Raw genomic sequence first — 26,999 nt, 5'->3', positions numbered from 1 at the left:
GTTTTATTAAACGAAATCAAACTATTAGCTTATCTGAGCAAGCGTGTAACGTTTTTTATTCGGAGGATGCCGGGCGGTTTTTTGAACGGTATTAAACAGGGGTTTTTGACCAGGTGCAGGACGGAATATTACGCATTAAAACTGACAGGTAATTCGGGGTTATATTAACGGGATATTCTAAAACATTTACAATAATGTCAAAACGACAGAGTAGGTAGATATCAGAACAAAAATCAATTATTCTGTTGCCTGATTTATGTTATACACACGAAGAAAGGTTTCTCATTATTATGGCTTTAACGTTACAGAATCTTAATAATATCCGTACCCTCCGGGCGCTGGCGCGTGAATTATCCATGGATGTTCTGGAAGAAGTGCTGGAAAAAGTTCGGATTGTCACAGAAGAAAAACGCAGCGAGCAGGCTGAATTAGAGCGCCAGCGCGCTGAACAGCAGGATAAAATTAATGCTCTGCTGGAACTGATGAAGGCAGACGGTATTTCCCCGAGCGATCTGTTAGGCGGAGAACTGGCTCATGCGGGCCAGCCGGCTAAAAAACGTAAAGCGCGTGCGGCGAAATATCGTTTCATCGACGCGAACGGTGAAGAGAAAACGTGGACCGGTCAGGGACGTACGCCAAAGCCAATTGCGAACGCACTGGCAAACGGTAAATCGCTGGACGATTTCCTGATCTGATGCTTATTCGGGCGGTGTATTCCGCCCGATTATTGACTTAGCAGACGCCAAAGTCACCTTCTTCGGAGTACAGAACTACGTCCGCCGCTTTCAGGTGATATTTCTCGCCCTGCTCATTGCTGGCCTGCACGGCCACAATGTTTTCACCATTCACTTCGAGCACTTTCAGTTTCGGACCGCCCTGACGCGGTTGGACATAATCACCGACAGAAAACATAGCACCTCCTCATCATTGTCACGATCTTCACCATAGCCCACGTCCGGGGCGGGGTACAGCCTAATCTTTCAGATACCCCTTATCAGGTACGTCGGTTCCACGGCATCACTTTCAGCAGGCGCGCCATACCGCAAAAACCTGTCACTCCGGCGAACAGCAGCCCGGCGCCCACAAAACCGCTTAGCAGGAAAAAGCCGCTTGAGACGCTGTAACCCAGCACCACGCCGCAGAGAATCAGCAGCCCGGCGGCGATCTGCACCTGACGCATCAGCGGAAGCGGCTGCGATTTATCTTCAACGGTCAGCAGCCCGGCCTGCTTCCAGCCCTGAATGCCTCCCTCAACCACAAAGGCGTTCGCAGGGGACGCTGCCCGGGCAAGACGAGCATCATTGTTTGCGGTTCTTGCGCCAGACTGACAGTGGAAAATCACCGTTTCTCCCGGCGCTGCGTTAAGCCCGCCGGGTAACGAATCCAGCGGAATGGAGTGCGCCACTGGAATATGCTCGCGGGCATACTCGTCGGGGTCGCGAATATCGATAAGTTTGGCGCCTTCAGCAATAAGCGCGTTTGCCTGCTGCGGCGAAATAAGAGGAAGAGACATTGTGTTTCCTTACGGTCAATTTCAGAACAGTAGAGCATTTAAGGCAGGGTTTCAGCCAGTGTAAAGAGGGTAAAGGCAGGTAAAAGCGCGAGAGACGAATGGCAGTTACCCGTAAACTGGCTACGCTTAGAGAAGTGTCTTTTATAATTTTCAATTGGTTAGCTTGCACGGAGTTATTTATGGGTTTTTGGCGCGTTGTTTTTACGATTATTCTCCCGCCGCTGGGCGTGCTGCTTGGCAAGGGACTGGGCTGGGCGTTTATCCTGAACATCCTTCTGACCATCCTGGGTTACTTCCCGGGTCTTATCCACGCGTTTTGGGTTCAGACGAAAAGCTAGGTACGCCACAATAGATCACTGTAGATCCGGGTCAGCGCGCCCTCGGGGCCAAACTGCTGTTTGATCCAGCGCGTGACCTGACCGGTCGCCGCATGCTGCGTGGCGAGCAGCATGCGCGAATCCTGGCGCGGATTATTGATTCGCCGCGTTACCAGCAGCCCGTCCTCCATCGCCTCACGCGTCATATACTCCGGTAAAAATCCAATACCCTCCCCCAGGATCTGACACTGACACTTGGTGTTAAAGTCCGGTACCAGAATCGCCTCCTGACCGTGAAGCAGCCAGCCGACCTTCTTGTTGATGGTATGCGCGGTGTCCTCGACCATGATATTGGGATACAGACGCAGCTGACTTTCGGAAATGGGCTCCGGGGCGAACGCCAGCGGATGCGTGGGCGCGATGGCAAATACCCAGCGGATCGCGCCTATCTCGGTGTAATCGATGCCTCCGCCATCCAGCAGCGTATCCGGCGCGCCAATGGCGATGTTGGCCTGATTATTAATGATGGAATCCCAGACGCCGTTATACACCTCGGTCGTCACCGTGATTTGGCAGGTAGGAAACTGTTTTTTCAGCACCTGGAGCAAACGCGCGGTATGGCGTGGCGTATACAAAAGCTGATTAATGCAGATGCGCACCCGCGTCTCAATGCCCTGCGAAATGGTATCAATCCCGCGCTTGATGGCATGAAAGTCATTCAGCAGGTCGGTCGCTTTACGATAAAAATAAAAACCGGATTCGGTCAGCTCAATGCTGCGCGTGTTGCGTACAAACAGCACCACGTCCAGCCCGGTCTCCATACGTTTGATGGTGTAACTGATGGCGGAAGTGGTCACGCCCAGCTCGGCAGCCGCTTTGCTAAAACTGCCAAAACGTGCCGCGGTGGTGAAGGCCAGCAAATTCTCTTCGGTAAAGATGGAATTCATATTATGGCTCCTGGTTACCATCAGTTTTGAACATATTTTAACACCGGCGTTACATCATAGTTGATGTCGGTCACAGTTCTGGGTTTTTACGTAGAGCCGCGCTGTGTAAGGCTTTTTCATTCATAAGGATAATGCAGCCCGAGGCGCGTAAAAGCGGTAAAACATAAGAAAAAGGTTGCACAGACGCACGTTTTTGCCGGACTGTTGAATTTAACTCAACAATGAATTGCGTGTCGATGAATCATTTTTAAGCGGATTCTTTTATGACCAGGCTGTTGCTATTCTCAGGTCATCAGAAGTGAAACATAGGGAGTCTGAATATGTCTGCAACTGCACTGGTTACAGAATTTTTGCTGGCGGCAGAAGAGGGTAATATCGACGCGCTAAAAGCCTGCCTGGAAAAAGGCGTGGATATTAACGCGACCAACCGCCAGAAAAGAACCGCCATTATTATTGCCAGCCTGAAAAAGCATTACGCCTGTGTGGAATTTTTAATTGCCGCCGGGGCGGATATTGATAAACAGGACCAGACCTGTTTTAACCCCTTCCTGATCGGCTGCCTGACCAATGATTTAACCCTGCTGCGCATTGTCCTTCCGGCGGATCCGGATCTCGACCGTCTGACGCGCTTTGGCGGCGTGGGCATTACCCCTGCCAGTGAAAAAGGGCACGTTGAAATCGTGCGCGAGCTGCTGGAAAAAACCGACATTAACGTCAACCACACCAATTTTGTCGGCTGGACGCCGTTGCTTGAGGCCATCGTGTTAAACGACGGCGGCGCAAAGCAGCAGGAAATTGTGAAGCTGCTGCTGGATCACGGCGCGAATCCGCACATGACTGATAAATACGGCAAAACCCCGCTCGAACTGGCGCGGGAAAAAGGCTTCAACGCGATCGCAGACCTGCTGCTGGCGGCAGGCGCATAGCGCATTCGGTCAGCCTTCCCCTGGCTGGCCGTGAATCAAAAAACGCATTGTTACCGACGTGCATTTAGCACGACGGCGGCCCCCTTTTATCTTAAACAGGTGAAAATAATGCCAATCAAAATCGTCATAAAAAAGAATACGTATTTCGATTCGGTTTCCTTAATGTCGGTTTCCACCAAAGCCAATAAATTACCGGGCATCGAGCAGGCGTTTGTGGCGATGGCGACGGAAATGAACAAAGGGGTATTAAAAAACCTCGGGCTATTAACGCCGGAATTAGCGGACGCGAAAAACGGCGACCTGATGATCGTTATTAAAGGCGACGCGGCGAATGAGGAAACCCTTGCCGCCATTGAAGTGTTATTTACGCGTAAAGAGAGCGCTGGCTCCCATGAAGCACGCTACGCGACGATTGCCAGCGCCAAAACCCATCGTCCGGACAGCAACCTTGCGGTGATATCCGTTAACGGCACCTTCGCCGCCCGCGAAGCGCGCCAGGCGCTGGAAAACGATCTCAACGTGATGCTGTTTTCCGATAATGTGTCGCTCGACGACGAGCTGGCGCTGAAGCAGCTGGCGCATGACAAAGGATTGCTAATGATGGGGCCGGACTGCGGCACCGCCATTATCAACGGCGCGGGGCTGTGCTTTGCCAACGCGGTACGTCGCGGGCCGATTGGCATCGTTGGCGCCTCCGGCACCGGTAGCCAGGAGCTGAGCGTGCGCATTCACGAGTTCGGCGGCGGCGTGTCGCAGCTGATCGGCACCGGCGGGCGCGATCTCAGCGAGAAGATTGGCGGCCTGATGATGCTCGACGCCATCGACATGCTGGAGGCGGACGACGCGACCCGGGTGATAGCGCTCATCTCCAAACCGCCTGCACCCGCGGTGGCAGAGAAAGTGCTGGCCCGGGCACGCGCCTGCCGCAAACCTGTGGTTGTGTGCTTCCTGGGCCGCAACGAACCGCCAGCCGATGAAGACGGCTTGCAGTTTGCTCGTGGCACCAAAGAGGCGGCCCTGAAAGCGGTGCTGCTTACCGGCATTAAAAAAGACTCCCTGGATTTACATCCGCTCAACTGGCCGCTGATCGAAGAGGTGCGCGCCCGCCTGACGCCGCGGCAGAAGTACATTCGCGGCCTGTTCTGCGGCGGCACCCTGTGCGACGAAGCGATGTTTGCCGCGCTGGAGAAGTTTGACGATGTTTACAGCAACATCCAGCCGGATCCGGCCAGGCGTCTGAAGGACATCAGCGTCAGCCAGGCCCACACCTTCCTTGATTTCGGTGACGACGATTTCACCAATGGCAAACCACACCCGATGATCGACCCGACCAACCGCATCAGCCGCCTGCTACAGGAGGCGCGCGATCCGCAGGTGGGCGTCATCGTGATGGACTTCGTGCTTGGCTTTGGCGCACACGAGGATCCGGTGGGGGTGATGATCGAGGCGATCAAAGAGGCACAGGCAATCGCGAAAGCCGACAACCGTCCGCTGGAAATTCTCGGCTACGTGCTCGGCACCGATCAGGATCCGCAGTCGCTGGCCCAGCAGTGCCAGCTGCTGACCGACGCAGGCGTCATCTGGGCCAGCAGCAGCACCAATACCGGATTACTGGCACGCGAATTTGTCTGCAAAGGGGAGAGAGCATAATGACGACCTTATTCAACCAACCGCTGAACGTGATTAACGTCGGGATTGCGATGTTCAGCGACGACCTCAAAAAACAGCACGTTCCCGTGACCCAGCTCGACTGGACGCCGCCGGGACAGGGCAATATGCAGGTGGTGGACGCGCTGGACCGGCTGGCGGAAAAACCGCTGGCGGAGAAAATTGCCGCCGCGAACAACATTGCCCTTGAGCGCATTATTCAGTCCCATCCGGTGCTGGTGGGCTATGACCAGGCCATCAACGTGGTGCCGGGCATGACTCGCACCACCATTCTGCATGCCGGTCCGCCTGTTACCTGGGAAAACATGTGTGGGGCGATGAAGGGCGCGGTCACCGGCGCGCTGGTGTTTGAAGGGCTGGCGACGGATCTGGAGGACGCCGCAAGGCTGGCGGCTTCAGGCGACATCACCTTCTCGCCGTGCCACGAGCACGACTGTGTGGGCTCTATGGCGGGCGTCACCTCCGCGTCGATGTTTATGCACATCGTTGAGAACAAAACCTACGGCAACCGCGCCTTCACCAACCTCAGCGAGCAGATGGCGAAGATCCTGCGCATGGGGGCCAACGATCAGAGCGTGATCGACCGCCTGAACTGGATGCGCGACGTGCTCGGCCCAATGCTGCGCGACGCGATGAAGATTATCGGCGAAATCGACCTGCGCCTGATGCTGGCCCAGGCGCTGCACATGGGCGACGAGTGCCACAACCGCAACAACGCGGGCACCACTCTGCTTATTCAGGCGCTGACGCCGGGGCTGATCCAGGCGGGCTATCCGGTGGCGCAGCAGCGTGAAGTGTTCGAGTTTGTCGCCAGCAGCGACTACTTCTCCGGTCCGACGTGGATGGCAATGTGTAAGGCCGCGCTGGATGCCGCCCACGGCATTGAGTACAGCACCGTCGTCACCACCATGGCGCGCAACGGCTACGAGTTCGGCCTGCGCGTCTCCGGCCTGCCGGGGCAGTGGTTCACCGGCCCGGCGCAGCAGGTGATCGGCCCGATGTTCGCGGGCTATAAGCCGGAAGACTCCGGGCTGGATATCGGCGACAGCGCCATCACCGAAACCTACGGCATCGGCGGCTTTGCGATGGCGACGGCACCGGCAATCGTGGCGCTGGTGGGCGGCACGGTGGAGGAAGCCATCGATTTCTCCCGCCAGATGCGCGAAATCACTCTCGGCGAAAACCCGAACGTCACCATTCCGCTGCTGTCGTTTATGGGCATCCCGTCCGCCATCGACATCACGAAGGTCGCGGGCAGCGGCATTCTGCCGGTCATTAATACCGCCATTGCCCATAAGGACGCCGGTATCGGCATGATTGGGGCGGGCATCGTTCACCCGCCGTTTAGCTGTTTTGAAAAGGCGCTGTTAACCTTCCGCGATCGCTACGTTCTATAAGGTATGCATCCATGAAAAACATGAAACTGGAGTGGAAAAGAGGTGACTGGGCAGCTTATTTCGGGTTGATGACCAACAACCTGACCAATTTGCTGACCATGATGGGGTTGCTCATTTTTGTCGTCGGCATCCCGAAGGAGATTGTTTATGGACGCATCGCGCCAGCCTTCGGGCTGGCGGTGCTGGTGGCGAGTCTTTGCTATACGTGGTTTGGCCTGCAAATGGCGCGCGCCACCGGACGAACGGACGTCACCGCGCTGCCGTCCGGCCCGAGCGCGCCGTCGATTTTTACCGTGACCTTCCTGGTCTTAATGCCGGTTTACCAGCAAACCGGCGATGCGGATTTCGCGATTCAGATTGGCCTGGTGTGGTGCTTTGTGGAAGCGATGATCCTCGCGGGCGGTTCCTTCCTGGGGGAAACCATCCGCAAGATGATCCCGCGTACCGTGCTGCTGTCGTGCCTGTCCGGTCTTGGCCTGCTCCTGCTGGCGATGAACCCGATGTTGCAGGCGTTCGAAGCGCCGACCGTGTCGTTTATCGTCCTGCTGCTGATCTTCATTAACTGGTTCGGTAAAAAGCCGATTTTCGCCCGCATCCCGACCGGCCTGCTGTTGTTGATTGCCGGTACTCTGCTTGCGTGGATCTCCGGCCTGCAAAGCCCGGATGCCATTAAAGCGTCCATGTCATCCTTCGGCTTTAACCCGCCGGAAGTGCATGTGGACAGCTTTATGCAGGGGTTGCCGCACGCACTGCCGTATCTGGCGTCCGCCGTACCGCTGGGGCTGGCGAACTACATCTTTGACCTGGAGAACATCGAAAGCGCCCATGCGGCGGGGGATGAATACCCGACCCGCAAGGTAATGCTGGCGAACGGTCTGGCCTCCATGCTCGGCTGCCTGATGGGCAATCCGTTCCCGGTCACGGTCTACGTCGGCCATCCTGGCTGGAAAGCGATGGGCGCCAGTATTGGCTACACCCTGGCGTCCGGCATGACCATGTTCATCGTGCCGCTGTTCGGGCTGGGGGCCTTTATGCTCGCCATCATACCGATGACCGCCATCGTGCCGATTCTGGTGTTTATCGGCGTTGTCACCGCCAACCAGGTGGTGAGGGAAACCCCGAAAGTGGAAGTGCCCGTCATCTTCATCTGCCTGTTCCCGTGGATTGCCAACTGGGCGCTGACCATGATGAACAGCGTGATGAGCGCGGCGGGGACCAGCGCGGCGAAAATTGGCACCGACGTGCTGCACAGCAAGGGGATCTACTACGAAGGCCTGATGCATCTCGGCAACGGCGCGCCGCTCGCCAGCATGCTCTGGGGCTGTATCGCCATCTTCGCCATCATCAACAAACCGCTGCGCGGGGCCGTCGCCGCCGCAGGAGGCGCGCTGCTGGCGCTGTTTGGCGTGATCCACGCGCCGGTGGTGGGCTTTGCCGAGGGCAGTTCCCTGATGTTCGTCACGGCCTACCTGATGATGGGCGGGATGTTTGTGGTGAAGCATGTTCTCGATATCTCTGTTAATCCCCCTCTCCCAGTGGGAGAGGGCCAGGGTGAGGGCGCCAGAACGCACCTTCTAAAGGAAACAAAATGAAAGAGCTTATGGTCGTTGCCATCGGCGGCAACAGCATTATCAAAGACAACGCCAGCCAGTCGATTGAGCATCAGGCGCAGGCGGTCAAAGCGGTGGCTGAGTCGGTGCTCGAAATGCTGGCCTCGGACTATGACATCGTGCTCACCCACGGCAACGGCCCTCAGGTGGGGCTGGATCTGCGCCGCGCCGAGATCGCCCACGAGCGGGAAGGGCTGCCGCTGACCCCGCTGGCAAACTGCGTGGCGGATACCCAGGGCGGCATCGGCTACCTGATCCAGCAGGCGCTCAACAACCGCCTGGCGGCGCGCGGGGAACAAAAAGCGGTCACGGTCGTCACGCAGGTGGAGGTGGATAAAAATGATCCTGGCTTTATGCACCCGACGAAACCCATCGGCGCGTTCTTCAGCGAGGCGCAGCGCGACGAACTGCAACTTGCGCACCCGGACTGGCATTTTGTCGAGGATTCAGGCCGGGGCTATCGCCGCGTGGTAGCTTCACCGCAGCCGCGGCGCATTGTCGAGGCGGATGCCATCAAGGCGCTGACGCAGAAAGGATTTGTGGTGATCGGCGCAGGCGGCGGAGGCATTCCTGTGGTGCGCAGTGACCAGGGCGATTATCAGAGCGTGGACGCGGTGATAGATAAAGATCTCTCCACCGCGCTGCTGGCGCGCGAGATCGGCGCCGACGTGCTGGTGATCACCACCGGCGTGGAGAAAGTGTGCGTTAACTTCGGCAAGCCGAACCAGCAGGCGCTGGATACCGTCAACGTGGCGCAGATGACGCGCTACAGGGATGAAGGCCACTTCCCGGCGGGCAGCATGTTGCCAAAAATCGTCGCTTCGCTGGAATTTTTACGCCATGGCGGCAGGCGCGTGATCATCACCTCGCCGGACTGCCTGCCCGCAGCGCTGCGCGGTGAAACGGGTACCCACATTGTTAACGAAGGAAGATAAGATGAGTGAGAATAAAAGCCGCCGCGAGTTTATTAGCCAGAGCGGTAAAATGGTTACCGCCTGCGCGCTGTTTGGCGCCACGGGTTCCGTCGCGTATGCTGCCGATTCAGCTAAGGCAACCTGCGTGACGGGTAAACCGATGAACATCACCGCAAAACATTACTATCTCGACAACGTGCTGCTGGAAGCCGGGTTTAACTTCGACGGCAGCGTGGCGACAAGTACCCGCACCGAGCTGAAAACGCTTGAGATCAAAGACGGGAAAATCGTCGCCCTGCGCGATAACAACAGCCACGCCGATGCGGCCCTGCCGCACTTCGACGCGGGCAAAAAGCTGATGCTCCCGGCGATGCGCGACATGCACATCCATCTGGACAAAACCTTCTATGGCGGCCCGTGGCGCTCCCTGAACCGTCCGGCGGGTACCACCATTCAGGACATGATCCGCCTGGAGCAGAAGCTGCTGCCGGAATTACAGCCTTACACGCAAGAACGCGCCGAAAAGCTGATCGATCTGATCCAGTCCAAAGGGTCCAGCATCGCCCGCAGCCACTGCAACATAGAGCCGGTTTCCGGCCTGAAAAACCTGGAAAATTTGCAGGCGGTACTGGCGCGCCGTAAGCCAGGTTTTGACTGTGAAATCGTTGCCTTCCCGCAGCACGGTCTGCTGCTCTCCAACTCTGAAAAGCTGATGCGCGAGGCGATGCAGGCGGGGGCGCATTATGTGGGCGGGCTGGACCCAACCAGCGTCGACGGCGCGATGGAGAAATCCCTCGACACCATGTTCCAGATTGCGCTGGATTATGACAAAGGGGTGGATATCCATCTGCACGAAACCAGCCCGGCGGGCGTGGCGGCGGTGAACTACATGGTAGAAACCGTGGAGAAAACGCCGGCGCTGAAGGGGAAGCTGACCATTAGCCACGCCTTCGCGCTGGCGACGCTTAACGAACAGCAGGTGGATGAGATCGCCACCCGCATGGCGGCGCAGCAGGTGACCATCGCCTCGACCGTGCCGATTGGCACCCTGCACATGCCGCTGAAGCATTTACGTGAAAAAGGCGTGTTTGTCATGACCGGTACCGACAGCGTGATTGACCACTGGTCCCCGTACGGTCTGGGGGACATGCTGGAGAAAGCCAACCTCTACGCCCAGCTCTATATTCGCCCGAACGAGCAGACGCTTTCGCGGGCGCTGGGCATCGCCACCGGCGACGTGCTGCCGCTGAACGACAAAGGTGAGCGCGTGTGGCCTAAAGCGCAGGACGACGCCAGCTTCGTGCTGGTGGATGCCTCCTGTTCCGCCGAGGCCGTGGCGCGTATCTCTCCGCGTACCGCGACGTTCCATAAGGGGAATCTGGTCTGGGGCTCTGTGGGCTAATGTGGTGCCGGGTGGCGCTGCGCTTACCCGGCCTACGGTTCGGAGATTTTGTAGGTCGGGTAAGGCGAAGCCGCCACCCGACAATGCAGTATACTGCTATGCACATTCTTAAAGAGGGATCTGCCATGGCACAAAACATCTACGACAATCCGGCGTTTTTCGAAGGCTACGCCCAGCTTCCGCGCTCGGTTCAGGGGCTGGACGGCGCGCCGGAGTGGCCTGCGCTTAAGGCGATGCTGCCGGATTTAACCGGCACATCAGTTATCGATCTTGGGTGCGGCTACGGCTGGTTCTGCCGCGTGGCGCGCGAGCTGGGCGCTTGCGACGTCACGGGCGTCGATATCTCTGAAAAGATGCTCGCCCGCGCGGCAGAACTGACGGATGACACGCAGATCCACTATCAGCGTAGCGATCTGGAATCTCTTCAGCTTCGCGAAAACAGTCTCGATCTGGTCTACAGCTCGCTGGCGCTGCACTATCTGCCGGAACTGGACGCGTTATTCGCCAGGGTGCAGCGTGCGCTTAAACCCGGCGGCAGCCTGGTCTTCTCGATGGAGCACCCGATTTATACCTGCGCCACCCGTCAGGGCTGGCTCACCGACGACAACGGTGAGCGGTTCTGGGGCGTGAACCATTATCAGGACGAAGGCAAGCGCGTCAGCAACTGGCTGGCAGAGGGGGTAATCAAATACCACCGCACGCTGGGTACCACGCTTAACGCGCTGATCAAGGCCGGATTGACGATAAGTGAAGTCAATGAGTGGGGACCAACGCAGGCGCAGGTTGACGCCTGGCCCGCGCTGGCCGAAGAGGCGGAACGCCCGATGCTGGTGCTGATCGCCGCCCGTAAGGCTTAATAGCCGACTTTATATACCCGCCCGCTCTGTACCCCTTCCACGCTGCGGCGGTAGGCCTGCGCAACGGTCGCAGCGGGAACGCTTTCAAAGCCCGGGAAGAAGCCATCATATGCTTCGACGGATTCCGTCAGCACCGTCGGGCTGATCAGGTTAATGCGGATCCCGCGCGGCAGTTCACAGGCCGCGGCGCGCACAAACCCTTCCAGCGCCGCGTTTACGGTGGTGGCATTGACGCCCTGAGCAATCGGTTCGTGCGCCACAATCCCGCTTATCAGCGTGATCGAGCCGCCTTCGTTCAGGAAGTGCTGGCCGGTCAGCGCCAGACGAACCTGCCCCAGTAGCTTATCCTGCAAGCCCCGGTTGAACTCGCCGTCGGTCATGGTTGCGAGCGGGCCGAAGTGTACCCCACCGCTGGCGGAGACAATCGCATCCACCGGGCCGATCTTTTCGAACAGCGCCTGTACGCTCGCCTGCGAGGTGATATCCACCTGATGCTCGCCCTGCGTGCGACCCACGCGGATCGTCTCGTGGCGTTGGCTTAACTCTTCTGTGACTGCACGACCGACCGTACCGCTGGCACCAATAATGACGATTTTCATAGCAGACTCCTTATGTTGTGAGCCTTCATTCTTTAATAAATAAAAACTCAGATAAACTGGGCTAACGTTAGAAGATTACTAACCAGAGGTTTGGAATATGGATAAGCTTCGCGGGATGGAGACGTTCATCGCGGTGGTGGAAAGCGGCAGCTTCACCGGCGCGGCGGCCCGGCTGGAGATGTCGGCGGTGATGGTCGGGAAGTATATAGCGCTGCTGGAATCGCAGCTCGGCACGCGGCTGCTGGAGCGCAACACCCGTCGCCAGAGCCTGACCGACGCCGGACGCGTTTATTTCGAAGAGGCCAGGCGCGTGCTGGAGCAGGTCTCGATTGCTGAAAACGCAGTTGAACGTCTGCGAGCCACGCCCGCCGGCACCCTGCGCGTGACGGCACCCACCTCGTTTGGCGGCTGCGTTATCGCGCCTCTGACGGCCACGTTTTTACAGCGCTACCCGCAAGTGCGCATCGAACTGGATCTCACCAACCGAATGGTGGATCTGGTGGAGGAAGGGGTCGATCTGGCCATTCGCATCGGGGAGATCCGAAATGAGGATCTGGTGGCGAAATACCTGTGTCCCTACAACATGACGATCTGCGCCGCGCCGGAATATCTGGCGCGTCACGGTACGCCGCAAACGCCAGCCGATCTGGTGGATCACCTGTGTCTGTCGCACACGGTATGGACGGCGCGTAACGAGTGGCGGCTGCCGGGTGTGGAAGGCGAGGTGCGCTGGAAGCGTGATGCCGTCTTACGATGCAATGACGGCTACGGCTTACGCATGGCGGCGCGAGCCGGGGCAGGACTATTGCTGCAACCGGAAGTGCTGGTGGCTGAAGAGCTGGCAAGCGGCAGGCTGGTTCGGGTTCTGGAAGCGTTTACGCCCGCGCCGAGGCCGGTGCATTTATTGTGGCGCCAGGATTTGCGTCCGCTGCCTAAGCTAACGGAATTTATTGCCCATATTCTGCTAAGATTGGGCACAATATAAAAAAAGAAGGTAAGTAAAGAATGTCTGCAAACAAACTCGCCAGCAGCGCGCAGGGCCTGCAATCCTCTGCCATCCGTGAATTATTAAAACATAGCAAAATGGCAGGCGTGATTTCGCTGGGGGGCGGTATTCCAAACCCGGATCTGTTCGATCATGAAGGTTTAAAAATTGCCGCTGATGCCGTGCTGTCTCAGCATTTTGGCGAAGCGTTCCAGTACGGCCTGACGGAAGGCGTCCCGGGGCTGCGCGAAGAGATCCAACGCATCTGTGAAGGTCGCGGCATCGCCTGTAAAGCCGATGACGTGGTCATTACATCCGGCTCTCAACAGTCGCTTGACGTGCTGGCGCGTGCGTTAATTAACCCGGGCGATACGGTCGTCGTTGAGCGTCCGACCTACCTCGCCGCGTTGCAGGTCTTTGGCCTGGCACAGGCGAATTTTGAATCCGTCGGCACCGACGGCGACGGCATGAAAGTAGATGAACTTGAAGCGCTGGTGGCAACCAAAACCATCAAAGCGGTTTATATCGTGCCAACCTTTGGTAACCCGGGCGGCGTGACGCTCTCCGAGGCGCGTCGTAAACAGCTGGTGGAATTATCGAAGCGCTATGACTTCGTGATTATCGAAGACGATCCGTACAGCGAAATCAACTATACCGAGGAAGCGTTCCGCCCGCTGATTGCTCATGCCAAAGATATCGGCAATGAGGATAACGTGGTGTACACCTCCACCTTCTCTAAAATCCTCGCGCCGGGCACCCGCGTGGGCTGGGTGCTGGTGCCGGAGTGGCTGAAGCGTGCGGTGGTGAACCTCAAGCAAACCACCGATCTGCACACCAGCACGCTGTCGCAGCTGATGACGTACGAATATCTGAAAACCGGTCGTCTGGCGAATCAGATTAAAATGATCCGCGAAGCCTATCGCCAGAAATACCAGACCTTTGCCAGTGAACTGGAAGCGGAGCTGGGCGATGTGATGTCGTTCCACAAGCCAAAGGGCGGCATGTTCCTGTGGGCGAAAATGAATAACGGCATCAATACGACGAAATGGCTGGAAAAAACGTTGAGCAACGGCGTCGTGTTTGTGCCGGGTGAGTTCTTCTACTGCAACGAGCCGGACCACACCACGCTGCGCATGTCTTTCGTTACCCCAACGGATGAGCAGCTTAAAGAAGCGGTTCGACGTCTGAAAATTTCCCTGTAGGCGGATGCGCATAATGGCAGATGCCGTTATGCGCTGTTCCCGTGTGGGGTAAGGTTATTGCGTGGCGTGGGCGAGGGTGCGGTCAAATGCATCGCCGTCTGGCGCCTGTGTGACTTCATGGATCCGACAAATTTTCCCCTCGCGCAGCGTGGCAAACATATACACCTCTAATTCTGCCTGGCGACCATCCGGATATGTCACGGCCACTCTGTGCCGGTCTGCCACACATTCGTTATGGCAACATAACGCTTCCACGGTAAACGTAATCTCGCGGATCTGCGCACGCACATGGTTCAGGTGTTTCATAAATCCCTGATAATCAAGCATGTGACCGTCCGTAACCTGCTGATAATCGGGCGTAAACACCTCTGCCGGATCTACATTGCCATTGAATAAGCGGGTTAACAGACAGGCCATTTGCTCGCGCTGCGCGGTGTTGTCGGGCTGGTTTATCAGGGATGTAATGATGGTCATGTTAGCTCCTCGTGATGTTGAGCCGCTATTATCCTTGACAGCATAAGGCGTAGTTTCTGTAATAAGTCGAAGAATAACGATTTTCGGTCAAATTCATGCTGACAACTGAGAGGCTTGTTCATCCCGGCGGCTATCACACCCCGTGGCACAGCCATCATGCCGGCCAGCTCTGGCGCATTGCTGCGGGGCTACTGGTGATTGAGACGCCGCTGGGGCGTTCGGTGGTACCCGCAAAACATATCGGCTGGATCCCGCCTGGTCAGCAGCACGCTGCCTTTTCGGAAAGTGCGATTGAAGGTTGCGCTGACCTGCTCCCCGTTGATTAGTACACCCCGATGTTAGTAATGTCTTCATAAGCCACATGAGGACATCCCCATGAAGAAGCGTTTTTCCGACGAACAGATCATCAGTATTCTCCGCGAAGCCGAAGCTGGGGTACCCGCCCGTGAACTCTGCCGCAAGCATGCCATTTCCGATGCCACGTTTTACACCTGGCGTAAGAAGTATGGCGGTATGGAGGTGCCTGAAGTTAAGCGCCTGAAGTCGCTTGAGGAAGAGAACACCAGACTCAAGAAGCTGCTTGCCGAAGCCATGCTGGATAAAGAGGCGCTTCAGGTGGCTCTTGGGCGAAAGTACTGACGACAGACCAGAAGCGGGAAGCCGTGATGTTGATGTGTGATGCGACCGGTCTGTCGCAACGTCGTGCCTGCAGGCTTACAGGTTTATCCCTGTCGACCTGCCGCTATGAGGCTCACCGTCCGGCTGCTGATGCGCATTTATCAGGGCGCATCACTGAGCTGGCACTGGAGCGCAGGCGTTTTGGCTACCGTCGTATTTGGCAGTTGCTGCGCCGTGAAGGGCTTCATGTTAATCATAAGCGCGTGTACCGGCTTTATCACCTCAGTGGCCTGGGCGTAAAACGCAGAAGACGTCGTAAAGGGCTGGCAACAGAACGTCTGCCGCTGCTCCGTCCGGCGGCGCCCAATCTGACCTGGTCGATGGATTTCGTCATGGACGCACTTTCCACCGGTCGCAGGATCAAGTGTCTTACCTGCGTCGATGATTTCACAAAGGAATGCCTGACGGTCACTGTTGCCTTTGGGATTTCAGGCGTTCAGGTCACGCGTATTCTGGACAGCATTGCACTGTTTCGAGGCTATCCGGCGACGATAAGAACTGACCAGGGGCCGGAGTTCACTTGCCGTGCACTGGATCAATGGGCCTTTGAGCATGGTGTTGAGTTGCGCTTAATCCAGCCGGGCAAGCCAACGCAGAACGGATTTATTGAGAGCTTTAACGGACGATTTCGCGATGAATGTTTGAATGAGCACTGGTTCAGCGATATCGTTCATGCCAGGAAAATTATTAATGACTGGCGGCAGGATTATAACGAATGCCGCCCGCACTCCACGCTGAATTATCAGACACCGTCTGAATTTGCAGCGGGCTGGAGAAAGGGTCATTCTGAGAATGAAGATTCCGACGTTACTAACTGAGTGTTGTATCTAATCGTGGGGGCAGGTCAACGCCTTGTTGCCAGTCAGTGGCAAACTTAGGAAGCATTTCACCAATTAAACCGATGCAGTAGGCCGAAAACATATCTGCTGTACATGGAACGATAAAGTAATCGGAGCAGTAAAGAGCAGAACGAACTAATGTATTGAATGATGGCGGCAAGTCGATGAGAACATAATCGTAGCTAATGCCCGTTGTTTCCTCAGCAGCTTTCGAGATCAAATGAGGCATCAGGAAGCGATAAATACTTGTACCAGCAATAAGATCGGTACCAACGTTGAGTGTGTCTGAAAGATTGTTAAGCCAAAAATCTCCGGCAACGATATCTAGATGGCCAGATCCCTGAGGCATAGGATATTTAGGATGATTTATGACTACTTCAGGGGTTCTGTTTTGTTGAATGTAAGGCTGCCCGAAGGCTCTAATCGTTTGACCGAAAGGAGCCTGTGCGTTTGTGTGCAATAGACGAGCAAAGTTTGCATCACTCAGTGTTGCAATTGATAAGTTACACTGCGGATCAAAGTCGATCAGTAAAACTGATTTACCTTTGGCTGCTAAAGCAACGCTAAGGTTCCATGTAAGTGTAGTTTTACCTACACCGCCTTTGTTATTAAAAAGAGATAAAGTAACCATAACGTACTGTTGCCCCTAATTTTATCGTTTAGGGAATCACTTTAACATAAGCTCTTAACCGTGGAAGGGCATACCAATGGAATTCCTCTTTGAAATACGACTGTAATCAAAGAGGAGTCAGATTCATTCTCTAGTCGGTGATTACACCACGTTGCAGGATTACTCTCCGCTGCCACTACTTATCATTTTGAGCGTGAATTTTTTATCTGCTGTGTAGTTAATGTTGAACGCGATGCCAAGACTGGAGAATGTCAGACTGTTCACCCCATCATTATCCTCTGCTCCCATGAAGAACTTTGCCCTCCGCGTTCCGTTTGGGGTGGACAAGTCGGCCCAACCAACTTGTTCCTGCTGCTTGAGCGTGATGTCCACAGTGGTGTTGTTTTCACATGAGAGCTTTACAAATACGTTGTTGGCGGCTGTTGCCCTCAGATACGAAACGCTTCCTGAACCACCAGGTGTGGTTACGCTTGTAGAGGTAATGGGGAATGCTGTTTGATGGCATATGGTACACTCCTGAGTCACAGTTGTGCCACACGCCCAAAGAAAAACGGCCTGAAACTCTAAGAGAATCAGGCCGTTATATTTGGTGGAGCTGGCGGGAGTTGAACCCGCGTCCGAAATTTCTACATCCTCGGTACTACATGCTTAGTTTGTCTTTACATTCGCACGCCAGCTGCGGACAAACACGCCACTAACGAACTAGCCTGATTAGTTTTAACGCTTCAACCCCAGGCAGGGTTTCCACGCGATCTCTTTTGGGTTTGACCTCTCTTTGATCCCCGTCTTAAGAGCGGAAGCTAGGGAGAGAGGGCTCTTAGCAGGTTATTAAGCTGCTAAAGCGTAGTTTTCGTCGTTTGCGACTATTTTTTTGCGGCTTTTAACGAGGCAAACCGCCCCTCGGCATGCACCTTGGGTTTCGCAAATCCCGTCGAATCCAGAATCAGCCCCAATAGTGTTGAACTCAGTATACCAGATTTCACTTCCTCGATACCAGCCCGAAACGCTAACTTATTGAATAGTACAATAAGCGCGCAGAATCAACGTCCTGCGTTTTTCATGATACGTGCTTTGTCGAGCTGCCACTCGCGTGCTTTCAGGTCAGTACGTTTGTCGTGCTGTTTCTTACCTTTCGCCACGCCGATTTTCACTTTGCACCAGGCATTTTTCCAGTACAAAGAGAGCGCCACCACGGTGAAGCCTTCGCGGTTGATGCGTCCGTAGAGGGATTCCAGTTCGCGCTTGTTCAGCAGCAGCTTACGGGTGCGGGTTGGATCGCAGACGTAATGTGAAGAGGCGACGGTCAGCGGCGTAAAGTTCGCGCCGAACAGGAAGGCCTCACCGTCTTTCAGGATCACGTAGCTGTCGCCGATGTTGGCTTTCCCGGCACGCAGCGATTTTACTTCCCAGCCCTGCAACGCAAGGCCGGCCTCGAATTCTTCTTCGATGAAATACTCGTGGCGAGCACGCTTGTTGAGCGCAATGGTCGCCGAACCAGGTTTATGTGCTTTTTTCTTCGTCATAAGTGTCGTAAAGCCGTCGGTAATCTGATTTTAAAAAGTCACCTCATTGCGTCCTGTGAGGTCTAACGCGCTATCTTAGCACGAGATAAGGCTTAGCGTTTTTTTAACAGGTGATAAATGTTATTATTTGTCTGTTGTGTGACCATGGAAAATGCTATGCCTCAGATTAGCCGTACTGCGCTTGTTCCCTACAGCGCGGAACAAATGTATCAGTTAGTGAACGACGTTCAGTCGTATCCGGAATTTATTCCAGGATGCACGGGTAGCCGGGTGCTGGAATCTGGCCCGACGCAGATGACTGCGGCCGTGGATGTCTCCAAAGCGGGGATCAGCAAAACGTTCACCACGCGCAATACCCTGACGAGCAATCAGAGTATTTTGATGCATCTGGTGGATGGTCCGTTTAAAAAACTGATGGGAGGGTGGAAGTTTACGCCACTGAGCGCTGACGCCTGCCGCATTGAGTTTCATCTGGATTTTGAATTTACCAATAAGCTGATCGAACTGGCGTTTGGCCGAATATTTAAAGAGCTGGCCTCGAATATGGTTCAGGCGTTCACCACGCGCGCCAAAGAGGTTTACAGTGTCGCATAAGATTGCTGTTGAGGTGGTGTATGCGCTGCCGGAGAAGCAGTATTTGCAGCGCGTGACGCTTGAAGAGGGCGCCACCGTTGAGGCGGCTATCCGGGCCTCCGGCATCCTTGAACTTCGCCGTGATATTGACCTGGCGAAGAATAAAGTCGGCATTTATAGCCGTCCGGTTAAGCTCGGTGATGTGCTGAAAGAGGGCGACAGGGTTGAAATCTATCGTCCGCTGATTGCCGACCCGAAAGAGTTGCGCCGTCAGCGAGCAGAGAAATCCGGTAAGTAGCCAAATAAACATACACAAAAAAGGTGCTCATTGAGCACCTTTTTGCGTTGCTGACGCCTGATTATTTGGTCAGGGCAGGCTTGTTGTCGATGTTGGTCAGCACACCGGCACTGCTGAAGGTCAGCGTCAGGGTTTGCTGGGTCACATCTTCATGACCAGGCTGCTGGCGGAATACATAGAACCAGGTGTTTGTGCCGAACGGATCGGACATCATCGGGGTTCCCAGGGCATAAGCGACCTGCTGTTGTGTCATACCTACGCGGATTTTGGACACATCGTTAGGAGTAAGGTAGTTCCCCTGGTTGATGTCAGGACGGTAAACCACTTTCTCCAGAGTGGAACAGCCTGCGGTCAACATCAGAAGAACCGCTGCGGCAGCGGTCAGCGTTTTACAGCGCATAGTGATTTGATTCCTTTTCGGGCCCGAGCAGTACGCGGCTCATATGTAATATGCCGATGATAATAGACCTTGCCCCACTTTGAAACTGGTCTGGCGGCGTTTTTGTTGTTCTGTATGACCCTGAGATCCCGAAAAAGTTTATGCCGCCAGCAGTTCTTTCGCATTCGCGAGCGTATTACGGGTGACTTCACTGCCCCCCAGCAGGCGTGCCAGCTCCTGCAAGCGTGAGCGTTTATCCAGCGGTTTCATGTGCGTTTCCGTCATTTCGCCATCGGTTTCCTTGCTAACGATAAAGTGGTGATGACCACAGCCGGCGACCTGCGGCAGGTGAGTCACACACATAACCTGCGTCGATTCACCCAACTGACGCAGCAGTTTGCCGACAACGGCCGCGGTCGGGCCGCTGATACCCACATCCACTTCATCGAAAATCAACGCCGGGGTTTCCATTTTACGGGCGGTAATCACCTGAATGGCCAGGGCGATACGCGATAGTTCACCGCCGGAAGCCACTTTCGAAATCGCCTGTAAAGGCTGGCCTGGGTTGGTGGTGACGCGGAATTCTACGCGGTCTGCGCCTTCCGCCGTCAGGTGATGCTCTTCAAAGCGAACATCAATAGTGAACACCCCATGCGGCATCGCCAGCGTATGCATGCTGTCGGTAATATGCTGGCTAAGCTCCAGAGCATAGTGCTGTCGCACGTCGTGCAGCCGTTTCGCCGTTTCCAGCGCCTGCTGATGATGCAGATTAACCGCCAGAGACAAGGTTTCGAGGGAATCGGCTTGATCGTCCAGCTGCTGCTGTTCCTCCAGCAGAGACTGATAGTAATTCGGCAGCTCTTCCGGGGTAACGTGATGCTTACGCGCCAGTGAAATCTGACGGGAGATGCGTTGCTCAAGCTCGAACAGACGGTTCGGGTCGAGATCCAGACGTTCACAGTAGTGGCGCAGCTCATCCCCGGCTTCTGAAATCTGAATTGCGGCCTCTTCCAGCATTTCCAGTACGCCAGAAAGCTTATTGTCCATGCCGGTCAGTTCGGTCACAAGCTGACGCACGGTATATAGTTGGCTCTGCAAATTCACGTCTTCGCCATCCGCCAGCATGTTCAGGGCATTCTGACTGATGGAAAGCAGCTGACCGCTGTTGGCCAGACGCTTGTACTCCTCGTCGATTTGCTCAAATTCACCCGCCTGAGGGTTAAATTCGTTCAGCTCTTTCAACTGATATTCCAGCAGCTCGGCGCGCGCGGTACGCTCCTGGCTTTGCTGTTGATGCTGCGCAAGTTCGCGGCAGCTTTGATGCCACTGACGATAGTGCTCCGCCATGAGTTGAGTAAGCGCGTACTCACCCGCGTAGCCATCGAGCAGGGCTTTCTGCTGTTCGGGTTTGATTAGCTGCTGGTGCGCGTGCTGACCATGGATCTGGATGAGCAGCTGGCCCAGCTCGCGAAGCTGGGAAAGGGGAACCGCTGTACCATTGATAAAACCGCGGGAGCGGCCGTCACTGCTGATAACGCGACGAAGTAAACACTCACGTCCATCTTCCAGCTGGTTCGCTTCCAGCCAGCGCAGGGCGGCAGGCGTGTCTTTTAACGAGAAGCGGGCGCAGAGATCGGCACGGGCCGCACCTGTGCGCACCATATCACCCTCTGCACGACCCCCGAGGCACAAGCCGAGGGCATCAATGGCAATGGATTTACCTGCACCGGTTTCACCGGTAATCGCCGTCATTCCGCTATGGAAGTCGATCTCAAGCTCACGAACAATGGCAAAGTTGCTGATGGTCAGTTGTGCCAGCATAATTGTTTTCCTGTATGAAAAACCATAACTGTGTTTGTATACAGTATAAACTGGTTTTATATACAGTAAAGCGCTGGATGTAAAATCAGAACAATTTTTTTGACCAGCCGAGTTTTGAGCTTAATGTATTGAAATAACTGTAATCTTTTGGATGGATAAGATTCAGGTGATAATCGCAGCGGCGAATGAGGACATCTTCTCCTTCCTGAATGGGAAGCGCAATCTGGCTGTCGCAGCTGATCTCCAGGTCGCTGCGGCGATGGGAAAAACGCAGGCGGATGGTGCTGTCGCCGTTTATCACCAGCGGACGCGCCGAGAGCGTATGCGGGAACATCGGCACCAGGGTGATCGCATCCAGCGAGGGCGTCAGGATTGGGCCTCCGGCTGAAAGCGAATAGGCAGTTGACCCCGTCGGGGTTGAAATAATCAGCCCGTCAGACCGCTGCGAGAAAGCGAAGATTTCGTCGATATAGACTTCGAACTCGATCATGTGCGCCACTTTACCAGGGTGGAGAACCACCTCGTTAATAGCGGTGCTGATGCGCTTCTGGCAGTCCTGCTGGCAGACCTGGGCTTCAAGTAAAAACCGTTTTTCACTGATATAGTGACCTTCCAGCACGTCCGCCAGCTGCTGTTGCGCATTGTCCGGGTCGAGGTCGGTCAGGAAACCAAGATTGCCACGGTTAATACCAATAACCTTAATATCATAGCGAGCCAGCGTTCGCGCCGCGCCCAGCATATTGCCGTCGCCGCCGACCACCACGGCGAGATCCGCCTGCTGGCCAATTTCCGCCAGCGTGCCGGTTCTGACGCTTTTAAGCTGCAACTCCTGGGCGATCTGCTGCTCGACCATCACTTCATAGCCTTTACCACACAGCCAGCGATACAACATTTCATGTGTCGTCAATGCGGTAGGGTGACGCGGATGGCCGACGATCCCAATACACCTGAAATGATTATTCATTTTCTGGAGGTCCTTGTGCCTGATGAATGATGACAATCTGCCTTGTTCCCTTGAATCCAGGAAACTGATCCCCATAATAAGCGAAGTTAGCGAGATGAATGCAGAAAAACGCGGAGAAATTCATGAGTAGTAAAGAACAGAAAACGCCTGAGGGGCAAGCCCCTGAAGAAATTATCACGGAACAGCACGATGAAGTTGAGGCAGTAGAGCCAGACACGTCTGCTGAGCAGGTGGACCCGCGCGATGAAAAAATTGCCAATCTGGAAGCTCAGTTGGTAGAAGCGCAGAATCGCGAACGCGATGGCGTACTGCGTATCAAAGCGGAAATGGAAAACCTGCGCCGTCGTACCGAGCTGGACGTTGAAAAGGCGCACAAATTTGCGCTGGAGAAATTCGTCAACGAACTGCTTCCGGTGATCGACAGCCTGGATCGCGCGCTGGAAGTGGCGGATAAAGCTAATCCGGATAACGCGGCGATGATTGAAGGCATCGAGCTGACGCTGAAATCCATGCTGGATGTGGTGCGTAAGTTCGGTGTTGAAGTGATTGCCGATACGGATGTACCGCTGGATCCAAACGTTCACCAGGCCATTGCGATGGTGGAATCCGAAGACGTTGCCGCGGGTAACGTGCTGGGCGTGATGCAGAAAGGGTATACCCTGAACGGTCGTACTATTCGCGCTGCGATGGTGACCGTGGCGAAAGCGAAAGCGTAATTTGCCGACCCGTAGTGCCGGGTGGCGGCTTCGCCTTACCCGGCCTACAACATTACTCGGCGATACTTTCGCGTAAAGGTTTAACGGGCAGGACCTTCACCTGCTTAATCATGTTGTCCTGAACGTCTAGAATATCAATATCATACTGCTCAATGCGCACGCGCGTGCCTGCCGCCGGGATCTCTTCCAGCGCTTCCAGGATCATTCCGTTCATCGTCCGCGCTTCGTCTTCCGGCAAATGCCAGTTAAACGCTTTATTGATTTCACGAATGTTGGCGCTGCCGTCGATAAGCACTGACCCGTCGTTTTGCGGGGTGACTTCTTCTGCAAGGGAAGGCGACATTGACGTGGTAAAGTCCCCGACAATCTCTTCCAGAATATCTTCGACCGTCACCAGCCCCTGTATGTCGCCGTATTCATCCACCACCAGACCGACTTTCTTCTTGTTTCGCTGGAACTTCACCAGCTGCGTGCTGAGTGGGGTGCCTTCCGGCACGTAGTAAATTTCGTCGGCGGCGCGCAGCATCACCTCTTTGGTGAACTCGTTTTTCTCAGTCATCAGACGATAGGCCTCGCGCACACGCAGCATGCTGATGGCATCGTCGAGAGAATCGCGATAGAGGACGATACGCCCGTGCGGGGAGTGCGTCAGCTGGCGGACAATGGCCTTCCAGTCGTCGTTAATATCAATCCCGACGATTTCATTGCGCGGCACCATAATGTCGTCAACGCTGACCTTTTCCAGATCCAGCACCGACAGGAGCATGTCCTGATTGCGACGGGAGATCTGCGAGCGGGATTCGTTCACGATGGTACGCAGTTCGTCTTTGCTGAGCGCGCTACTGATGGTGACGTCTGCCTTTATACCAACCATGCGCATCAGCACCCGTGTCACCATATTCAGCAGCCAGACCAGCGGCATCATCAGAATAAGCAGCGGTGCTAACAGGAAGCTGCTCGGGTAGGCGACTTTTTCCGGGTAAAGCGCCGCGATGGTTTTGGGTAGCACTTCCGCAAACACCAGTACCACAAACGTGAGCACACCTGTGGCAATCGCCACGCCTGCATTGCCGTACAGACGCATCCCGACGATGGTGCCCAGTGCAGAGGCGAGAATATTGACCAAGTTGTTACCGATAAGCACCAGGCTAATCAGACGGTCCGGCTTACGCAGAAGCTTTTCGACACGACGCGCGGCACGGTTACCCTGCTTGGCGCGATGACGTAACCGGTAGCGGTTCAGCGTCATCATGCCGGTTTCAGAGCCAGAGAAATAAGCGGAGATGACCACCATGATGACCAGAATGACGATCAGCGTGGTGGTAGAGATGTGTTCCAGGGGGAACTCCTTTTGTTACTTAGCCAGCAAATTGCTGTATGAAGCGGCTACCAAAATAGGCAAGCGTGAGAATGCCCGCACCCGCAACGTTGAACCAGACCACGCGACGTCCGCGCCAGCCTTCATGATAATGGCCCCATAACAGGACAATATAGACAAACCACGCGATGATGGAGAGGACCGCTTTATCGATATTCTCCACGCTGAACAGGTTCTTCATATAAAACAAGCCCGTGCACAGCGTCAGCGTCAGCAAAACCACGCCGACCTGGGTGATGTGGAACATCTTACGCTCAATCACCATCAGCGGCGGCATTTCATGGTTAAACGCCAGCTTTTTATTTTTCAGCTGGTAGTCGATCCAGGCGAGCTGCATGGCGTAAAGGGCGGCGATGATCAGCGTCGCGTAGGAGAATAGAGACAGGCCGATATGCACCAGCATCCCCGGCGTGGCTTCCAGATGGGTAATAAACTCATTGGGCATGAACGTGGCTAACGCCAGGTTGATCAGCGCAAAGGCGTAGACTATCGGCAGCAGCAGCCAGCCACGATTTTTAGACGCGACAATGGTCATGACCGTACAGATCATCAGGCTGACCAGCGAGCCGACGTTCAGCACGCTTAGATTTTGCACGCTGCCGTCGCCGGGAATGATGCGTGATTCCAGCGCAAACGCATGGCTAATCAGTGCGATCACTGCCGAAAGAATAGCCATGCGCCGCCAGCCGCTGTTTTTTTGCAGCAGGCCAGGAATGATCAGCGCGAGGCTGACAGAGTAGGCAACAAGGGCGATCAGTGCGAAAACAGGCATATAGGCGTCGACAGTTGTCTTAATAAGAAAGAGAAGCAGTATAACGTTACGTGACGCCTGCTCCAACCGTTGCATAACAACAAAGGCGCCTTCATGTTATACTCCGGCAAAATTCTGTGTATGTGTCGCCCAGGCGACCTAACGTTTCTACCCCAGGCGAGAGACAATGTTTGATAATTTAACCGATCGTTTGTCGCGCACGCTGCGCAACATCAGCGGCCGTGGACGCCTCACCGAAGAGAACATCAAGGAAACGCTGCGCGAAGTGCGCATGGCGCTGCTGGAAGCAGACGTTGCGTTGCCGGTCGTGCGTGATTTTATCAACCGCGTGAAAGAGAAAGCGGTTGGTCATGAAGTTAACAAGAGCCTGACTCCGGGTCAGGAGTTCGTCAAAATCGTCCGTAACGAGCTGGTTTCGGCGATGGGCGAAGAGAATCAGGTGCTTAACCTGGCGGCTCAGCCACCGGCCGTCGTGCTGATGGCGGGTCTGCAAGGTGCGGGTAAAACCACCAGCGTCGGTAAGCTGGGGAAATTCCTGCGCGAAAAGCACAAGAAAAAAGTGCTGGTGGTTTCGGCGGACGTGTATCGCCCGGCGGCGATCAAACAGCTGGAAACGCTGGCCGAGCAGGTTGGCGTAGACTTCTTCCCGTCCGACGTGGCGCAGAAGCCTGTTGACATCGTTAACGCGGCGCTGAAAGAGGCGAAGCTGAAATTCTACGACGTGCTGCTGGTGGATACCGCCGGTCGACTGCACGTTGACGAAGCGATGATGGACGAAATCAAGCAGGTTCATGCTTCTATCAATCCGGTAGAGACCCTGTTTGTTGTCGACGCCATGACCGGTCAGGATGCGGCGAACACCGCGAAAGCGTTTAACGAAGCCCTGCCGTTAACCGGCGTGGTGCTGACCAAAGTCGACGGCGACGCTCGCGGCGGTGCGGCGCTGTCTATTCGTCATATCACCGGTAAGCCAATTAAGTTCCTCGGCGTGGGCGAGAAAACCGAAGCGCTGGAGCCGTTCCACCCGGATCGTATTGCCTCCCGTATCCTCGGCATGGGCGACGTGCTGTCGCTGATCGAAGATATCGAAAGCAAGGTTGACCGCGCGCAGGCTGAAAAACTCGCCAGCAAGCTGAAAAAAGGTGACGGTTTCGATCTGACCGACTTCCTTGAGCAACTGCGTCAGATGAAAAACATGGGCGGTATGGCAAGCCTGATGGGTAAACTGCCGGGTATGGGGCAGATCCCGGACAACGTCAAATCCCAGATGGATGACAAAGTGCTGGTGCGTATGGAGGCAATCATCAACTCGATGACGCTGAAAGAGCGCGCGAAGCCAGAAATCATCAAAGGTTCCCGCAAGCGCCGTATCGCAGCCGGTTGCGGCATGCAGGTCCAGGACGTTAACCGCCTTCTGAAACAGTTCGACGACATGCAGCGCATGATGAAGAAAATGAAGAAAGGCGGCATGGCGAAGATGATGCGCGGCATGAAAGGCATGATGCCGCCCGGTTTTCCTGGGCGATAATCGCTTTTGAGATTGCTTTTTGCCCGAAAATGAGTAAAATTTTCGGGCTTTTAATATGACACCCGGGCTCCGTTCCTCGATGGGGCCC

30 protein-coding genes and 1 other RNA gene are annotated in these 26,999 nt (G+C 55.3%); 17 read left to right on the top strand and 14 right to left on the bottom strand.

The genetic code is table 11. The annotated features are described in order from the left end of the window. Positions 1–290: 290 nt before the first annotated feature. The gene (gene stpA / locus ACQG03_RS16365; RefSeq protein ID WP_022649126.1) at positions 291–695 is read left to right on the top strand and encodes a DNA-binding protein StpA; all 405 of its coding nucleotides are present in this window, start codon (positions 291–293) and stop codon (positions 693–695) included. A 37-nt stretch (positions 696–732) separates the two neighbouring features. Here stpA and ACQG03_RS16360 read toward each other — a convergent pair whose 3' ends face one another. Together ACQG03_RS16360 and ACQG03_RS16355 are read right to left on the bottom strand one after the other, a co-directional pair. After that, complete coding sequence (locus ACQG03_RS16360; RefSeq protein ID WP_006811690.1) at positions 733–912, bottom strand: hypothetical protein; 180 nt, start codon at positions 910–912, stop codon at positions 733–735. Between the two features lie 82 nt (positions 913–994). Next, positions 995–1,513 carry a rhodanese family protein gene (locus tag ACQG03_RS16355; protein WP_032625926.1) on the bottom strand — a complete coding sequence of 173 codons (519 nt, stop codon included), beginning with the start codon at positions 1,511–1,513 and terminating at the stop codon, positions 995–997. A 179-nt stretch (positions 1,514–1,692) separates the two neighbouring features. Between ACQG03_RS16355 and ACQG03_RS16350 the strand changes: the two genes are divergently transcribed. Further along, positions 1,693–1,851, top strand: coding sequence for a YqaE/Pmp3 family membrane protein (locus tag ACQG03_RS16350; RefSeq protein ID WP_003862203.1), 159 nt, complete (start codon positions 1,693–1,695; stop codon positions 1,849–1,851). Here the strand turns inward: ACQG03_RS16350 and ACQG03_RS16345 are convergent. Further along, a complete protein-coding gene (locus ACQG03_RS16345; protein ID WP_063163983.1) occupies positions 1,848–2,777 on the bottom strand; it encodes a LysR substrate-binding domain-containing protein in 930 nt (309 codons plus the stop codon). The two genes, ACQG03_RS16350 and ACQG03_RS16345, sit on opposite strands and share 4 nt — an antisense overlap. Positions 2,778–3,097: 320 nt before the next feature. Here ACQG03_RS16345 and ACQG03_RS16340 point away from each other — a divergent pair, with 320 nt between their 5' ends. The 7 genes from ACQG03_RS16340 (at position 3,098) to ACQG03_RS16310 (ending at position 11,551) form a co-directional block, all read left to right on the top strand. Next, a complete protein-coding gene (locus ACQG03_RS16340; RefSeq protein WP_022649123.1) occupies positions 3,098–3,703 on the top strand; it encodes an ankyrin repeat domain-containing protein in 606 nt (201 codons plus the stop codon). Between the two features lie 108 nt (positions 3,704–3,811). Beyond that, the gene (fdrA, locus tag ACQG03_RS16335) at positions 3,812–5,353 is read left to right on the top strand and encodes an acyl-CoA synthetase FdrA (RefSeq protein WP_063163984.1); all 1,542 of its coding nucleotides are present in this window, start codon (positions 3,812–3,814) and stop codon (positions 5,351–5,353) included. After that, a complete protein-coding gene (locus ACQG03_RS16330; RefSeq protein ID WP_058676728.1) occupies positions 5,353–6,768 on the top strand; it encodes a DUF1116 domain-containing protein in 1,416 nt (471 codons plus the stop codon). The genes fdrA and ACQG03_RS16330 overlap by 1 nt, the downstream gene beginning before the upstream one ends. 11 nt (positions 6,769–6,779) lie before the next feature. Next, on the top strand, positions 6,780–8,360 hold the full coding sequence (locus ACQG03_RS16325; protein ID WP_063163985.1) for a hypothetical protein: 1,581 nt from the start codon (positions 6,780–6,782) through the stop codon (positions 8,358–8,360). Then, on the top strand, positions 8,357–9,313 hold the full coding sequence (locus ACQG03_RS16320; RefSeq protein WP_023306797.1) for a carbamate kinase family protein: 957 nt from the start codon (positions 8,357–8,359) through the stop codon (positions 9,311–9,313). Before ACQG03_RS16325 ends, ACQG03_RS16320 begins: the two co-directional genes overlap by 4 nt. A 1-nt stretch (position 9,314) precedes the next feature. Further along, positions 9,315–10,694, top strand: coding sequence for an amidohydrolase family protein (locus tag ACQG03_RS16315; RefSeq protein WP_063163986.1), 1,380 nt, complete (start codon positions 9,315–9,317; stop codon positions 10,692–10,694). A gap of 125 nt (positions 10,695–10,819) precedes the next feature. Further along, positions 10,820–11,551: a class I SAM-dependent methyltransferase gene (locus ACQG03_RS16310; protein ID WP_023298437.1), complete on the top strand. Its 732-nt coding sequence runs from the start codon at positions 10,820–10,822 to the stop codon at positions 11,549–11,551. Here the strand turns inward: ACQG03_RS16310 and ACQG03_RS16305 are convergent. After that, positions 11,548–12,150: a short chain dehydrogenase gene (locus ACQG03_RS16305; protein ID WP_023298436.1), complete on the bottom strand. Its 603-nt coding sequence runs from the start codon at positions 12,148–12,150 to the stop codon at positions 11,548–11,550. The two genes, ACQG03_RS16310 and ACQG03_RS16305, sit on opposite strands and share 4 nt — an antisense overlap. Positions 12,151–12,247: 97 nt before the next feature. On the opposite strand from ACQG03_RS16305, the gene ACQG03_RS16300 reads away from it, so the two are divergent. Continuing rightward, complete coding sequence (locus ACQG03_RS16300; protein ID WP_045308444.1) at positions 12,248–13,135, top strand: LysR substrate-binding domain-containing protein; 888 nt, start codon at positions 12,248–12,250, stop codon at positions 13,133–13,135. 20 nt (positions 13,136–13,155) lie between these two features. Further along, a complete protein-coding gene (locus ACQG03_RS16295) occupies positions 13,156–14,337 on the top strand; it encodes a PLP-dependent aminotransferase family protein (protein WP_022649114.1) in 1,182 nt (393 codons plus the stop codon). Positions 14,338–14,391: 54 nt separating this feature from the next. Here the strand turns inward: ACQG03_RS16295 and ACQG03_RS16290 are convergent, their stop codons facing one another. Further along, positions 14,392–14,811 (bottom strand): nuclear transport factor 2 family protein, encoded by a 420-nt coding sequence (locus ACQG03_RS16290; protein WP_023298434.1) that lies wholly within the window; start codon positions 14,809–14,811, stop codon positions 14,392–14,394. Positions 14,812–14,906: 95 nt separating this feature from the next. Here ACQG03_RS16290 and ACQG03_RS16285 point away from each other — a divergent pair, with 95 nt between their 5' ends. Continuing rightward, the gene (locus tag ACQG03_RS16285) at positions 14,907–15,137 is read left to right on the top strand and encodes a hypothetical protein (RefSeq protein ID WP_063163987.1); all 231 of its coding nucleotides are present in this window, start codon (positions 14,907–14,909) and stop codon (positions 15,135–15,137) included. 49 nt (positions 15,138–15,186) lie between these two features. After that, positions 15,187–16,307 (top strand): IS3-like element ISSen4 family transposase gene (locus ACQG03_RS16280; protein WP_085950818.1). Its coding sequence is split into 2 segments (ribosomal slippage): positions 15,187–15,445 and positions 15,445–16,307, totalling 1,122 coding nucleotides; the frame shifts between segments, so codons are not numbered across the junction. On the opposite strand, the gene ACQG03_RS16275 is transcribed toward ACQG03_RS16280, so the two are convergent. The 4 genes from ACQG03_RS16275 to smpB all read right to left on the bottom strand — a co-directional run bounded on the left by ACQG03_RS16275 (position 16,300) and on the right by smpB (position 18,482). After that, entirely contained in the window at positions 16,300–16,959 is a 660-nt protein-coding gene (locus tag ACQG03_RS16275) for a ParA family protein (RefSeq protein ID WP_426726141.1), read from the bottom strand. The two genes, ACQG03_RS16280 and ACQG03_RS16275, sit on opposite strands and share 8 nt — an antisense overlap. Positions 16,960–17,118: 159 nt before the next feature. Continuing rightward, positions 17,119–17,331 carry a hypothetical protein gene (locus ACQG03_RS16270; protein WP_193131795.1) on the bottom strand — a complete coding sequence of 71 codons (213 nt, stop codon included), beginning with the start codon at positions 17,329–17,331 and terminating at the stop codon, positions 17,119–17,121. 215 nt (positions 17,332–17,546) lie between these two features. Continuing rightward, positions 17,547–17,910, bottom strand: a transfer-messenger RNA (tmRNA) gene (ssrA, locus tag ACQG03_RS16265). Between the two features lie 89 nt (positions 17,911–17,999). Then, positions 18,000–18,482, bottom strand: a complete 483-nt coding sequence (gene smpB, locus ACQG03_RS16260) for an SsrA-binding protein SmpB (protein ID WP_003863115.1) — start codon at positions 18,480–18,482, stop codon at positions 18,000–18,002. Positions 18,483–18,638: 156 nt separating this feature from the next. Here smpB and ACQG03_RS16255 point away from each other — a divergent pair, with 156 nt between their 5' ends. Continuing rightward, positions 18,639–19,076: a type II toxin-antitoxin system RatA family toxin gene (locus tag ACQG03_RS16255; RefSeq protein WP_003863117.1), complete on the top strand. Its 438-nt coding sequence runs from the start codon at positions 18,639–18,641 to the stop codon at positions 19,074–19,076. Next, on the top strand, positions 19,066–19,353 hold the full coding sequence (locus ACQG03_RS16250) for an RnfH family protein (protein WP_003863119.1): 288 nt from the start codon (positions 19,066–19,068) through the stop codon (positions 19,351–19,353). Before ACQG03_RS16255 ends, ACQG03_RS16250 begins: the two co-directional genes overlap by 11 nt. 61 nt (positions 19,354–19,414) lie before the next feature. Here the strand turns inward: ACQG03_RS16250 and bamE are convergent, their stop codons facing one another. The 3 genes from bamE to nadK all read right to left on the bottom strand — a co-directional run bounded on the left by bamE (position 19,415) and on the right by nadK (position 22,517). Continuing rightward, positions 19,415–19,753, bottom strand: coding sequence for an outer membrane protein assembly factor BamE (gene bamE, locus ACQG03_RS16245; RefSeq protein WP_003863121.1), 339 nt, complete (start codon positions 19,751–19,753; stop codon positions 19,415–19,417). Positions 19,754–19,891: 138 nt separating this feature from the next. Then, a complete protein-coding gene (gene recN, locus ACQG03_RS16240; protein WP_022649071.1) occupies positions 19,892–21,553 on the bottom strand; it encodes a DNA repair protein RecN in 1,662 nt (553 codons plus the stop codon). An 85-nt stretch (positions 21,554–21,638) separates the two neighbouring features. Continuing rightward, positions 21,639–22,517 carry an NAD(+) kinase gene (gene nadK, locus ACQG03_RS16235; protein WP_022649070.1) on the bottom strand — a complete coding sequence of 293 codons (879 nt, stop codon included), beginning with the start codon at positions 22,515–22,517 and terminating at the stop codon, positions 21,639–21,641. 122 nt (positions 22,518–22,639) lie between these two features. Between nadK and grpE the strand changes: the two genes are divergently transcribed. Then, entirely contained in the window at positions 22,640–23,233 is a 594-nt protein-coding gene (grpE, locus tag ACQG03_RS16230) for a nucleotide exchange factor GrpE (protein WP_003863126.1), read from the top strand. 52 nt (positions 23,234–23,285) lie between these two features. On the opposite strand, the gene ACQG03_RS16225 is transcribed toward grpE, so the two are convergent. Both ACQG03_RS16225 and ACQG03_RS16220 read right to left on the bottom strand, forming a co-directional pair. Then, positions 23,286–24,572, bottom strand: a complete 1,287-nt coding sequence (locus tag ACQG03_RS16225; RefSeq protein ID WP_026094274.1) for an HlyC/CorC family transporter — start codon at positions 24,570–24,572, stop codon at positions 23,286–23,288. A 19-nt stretch (positions 24,573–24,591) separates the two neighbouring features. Further along, positions 24,592–25,383: a cytochrome C assembly family protein gene (locus ACQG03_RS16220; protein ID WP_014832951.1), complete on the bottom strand. Its 792-nt coding sequence runs from the start codon at positions 25,381–25,383 to the stop codon at positions 24,592–24,594. A 166-nt stretch (positions 25,384–25,549) separates the two neighbouring features. On the opposite strand from ACQG03_RS16220, the gene ffh reads away from it, so the two are divergent. Next, entirely contained in the window at positions 25,550–26,911 is a 1,362-nt protein-coding gene (gene ffh / locus ACQG03_RS16215) for a signal recognition particle protein (RefSeq protein WP_003863132.1), read from the top strand. Positions 26,912–26,999: the final 88 nt, after the last annotated feature.

Source organism: Enterobacter cloacae complex sp. 342H5, assembly GCF_050030905.1.
Lineage (GTDB): Bacteria > Pseudomonadota > Gammaproteobacteria > Enterobacterales > Enterobacteriaceae > Enterobacter > Enterobacter intestinihominis.
The sequence above is the reverse complement of the archived record's forward strand: the minus strand, read 5'-3'. Positions and strand labels throughout refer to the sequence as shown.

What these genes read in the sequence shown, in the direction of transcription:
- ACQG03_RS16295 (WP_022649114.1), top strand. Translation starts at nt 13,156, where the DNA reads ATGTCTGCAAACAAACTCGCCAGCAGCGCGCAGGGCCTGCAATCCTCT.
- ACQG03_RS16360 (WP_006811690.1), bottom strand. Translation starts at nt 912, where the DNA reads ATGTTTTCTGTCGGTGATTATGTCCAACCGCGTCAGGGCGGTCCGAAA.
- ACQG03_RS16325 (WP_063163985.1), top strand. Translation starts at nt 6,780, where the DNA reads ATGAAAAACATGAAACTGGAGTGGAAAAGAGGTGACTGGGCAGCTTAT.
- ACQG03_RS16315 (WP_063163986.1), top strand. Translation starts at nt 9,315, where the DNA reads ATGAGTGAGAATAAAAGCCGCCGCGAGTTTATTAGCCAGAGCGGTAAA.
- ACQG03_RS16320 (WP_023306797.1), top strand. Translation starts at nt 8,357, where the DNA reads ATGAAAGAGCTTATGGTCGTTGCCATCGGCGGCAACAGCATTATCAAA.
- grpE (WP_003863126.1), top strand. Translation starts at nt 22,640, where the DNA reads ATGAGTAGTAAAGAACAGAAAACGCCTGAGGGGCAAGCCCCTGAAGAA.
- fdrA (WP_063163984.1), top strand. Translation starts at nt 3,812, where the DNA reads ATGCCAATCAAAATCGTCATAAAAAAGAATACGTATTTCGATTCGGTT.
- ACQG03_RS16220 (WP_014832951.1), bottom strand. Translation starts at nt 25,383, where the DNA reads ATGCCTGTTTTCGCACTGATCGCCCTTGTTGCCTACTCTGTCAGCCTC.
- ACQG03_RS16340 (WP_022649123.1), top strand. Translation starts at nt 3,098, where the DNA reads ATGTCTGCAACTGCACTGGTTACAGAATTTTTGCTGGCGGCAGAAGAG.
- ACQG03_RS16300 (WP_045308444.1), top strand. Translation starts at nt 12,248, where the DNA reads ATGGATAAGCTTCGCGGGATGGAGACGTTCATCGCGGTGGTGGAAAGC.
- ACQG03_RS16355 (WP_032625926.1), bottom strand. Translation starts at nt 1,513, where the DNA reads ATGTCTCTTCCTCTTATTTCGCCGCAGCAGGCAAACGCGCTTATTGCT.
- ACQG03_RS16290 (WP_023298434.1), bottom strand. Translation starts at nt 14,811, where the DNA reads ATGACCATCATTACATCCCTGATAAACCAGCCCGACAACACCGCGCAG.
- recN (WP_022649071.1), bottom strand. Translation starts at nt 21,553, where the DNA reads ATGCTGGCACAACTGACCATCAGCAACTTTGCCATTGTTCGTGAGCTT.
- smpB (WP_003863115.1), bottom strand. Translation starts at nt 18,482, where the DNA reads ATGACGAAGAAAAAAGCACATAAACCTGGTTCGGCGACCATTGCGCTC.
- ACQG03_RS16350 (WP_003862203.1), top strand. Translation starts at nt 1,693, where the DNA reads ATGGGTTTTTGGCGCGTTGTTTTTACGATTATTCTCCCGCCGCTGGGC.
- ffh (WP_003863132.1), top strand. Translation starts at nt 25,550, where the DNA reads ATGTTTGATAATTTAACCGATCGTTTGTCGCGCACGCTGCGCAACATC.
- ACQG03_RS16310 (WP_023298437.1), top strand. Translation starts at nt 10,820, where the DNA reads ATGGCACAAAACATCTACGACAATCCGGCGTTTTTCGAAGGCTACGCC.
- ACQG03_RS16285 (WP_063163987.1), top strand. Translation starts at nt 14,907, where the DNA reads ATGCTGACAACTGAGAGGCTTGTTCATCCCGGCGGCTATCACACCCCG.
- nadK (WP_022649070.1), bottom strand. Translation starts at nt 22,517, where the DNA reads ATGAATAATCATTTCAGGTGTATTGGGATCGTCGGCCATCCGCGTCAC.
- ACQG03_RS16255 (WP_003863117.1), top strand. Translation starts at nt 18,639, where the DNA reads ATGCCTCAGATTAGCCGTACTGCGCTTGTTCCCTACAGCGCGGAACAA.
- stpA (WP_022649126.1), top strand. Translation starts at nt 291, where the DNA reads ATGGCTTTAACGTTACAGAATCTTAATAATATCCGTACCCTCCGGGCG.
- ACQG03_RS16305 (WP_023298436.1), bottom strand. Translation starts at nt 12,150, where the DNA reads ATGAAAATCGTCATTATTGGTGCCAGCGGTACGGTCGGTCGTGCAGTC.
- bamE (WP_003863121.1), bottom strand. Translation starts at nt 19,753, where the DNA reads ATGCGCTGTAAAACGCTGACCGCTGCCGCAGCGGTTCTTCTGATGTTG.
- ACQG03_RS16275 (WP_426726141.1), bottom strand. Translation starts at nt 16,959, where the DNA reads ATGGTTACTTTATCTCTTTTTAATAACAAAGGCGGTGTAGGTAAAACT.
- ACQG03_RS16345 (WP_063163983.1), bottom strand. Translation starts at nt 2,777, where the DNA reads ATGAATTCCATCTTTACCGAAGAGAATTTGCTGGCCTTCACCACCGCG.
- ACQG03_RS16330 (WP_058676728.1), top strand. Translation starts at nt 5,353, where the DNA reads ATGACGACCTTATTCAACCAACCGCTGAACGTGATTAACGTCGGGATT.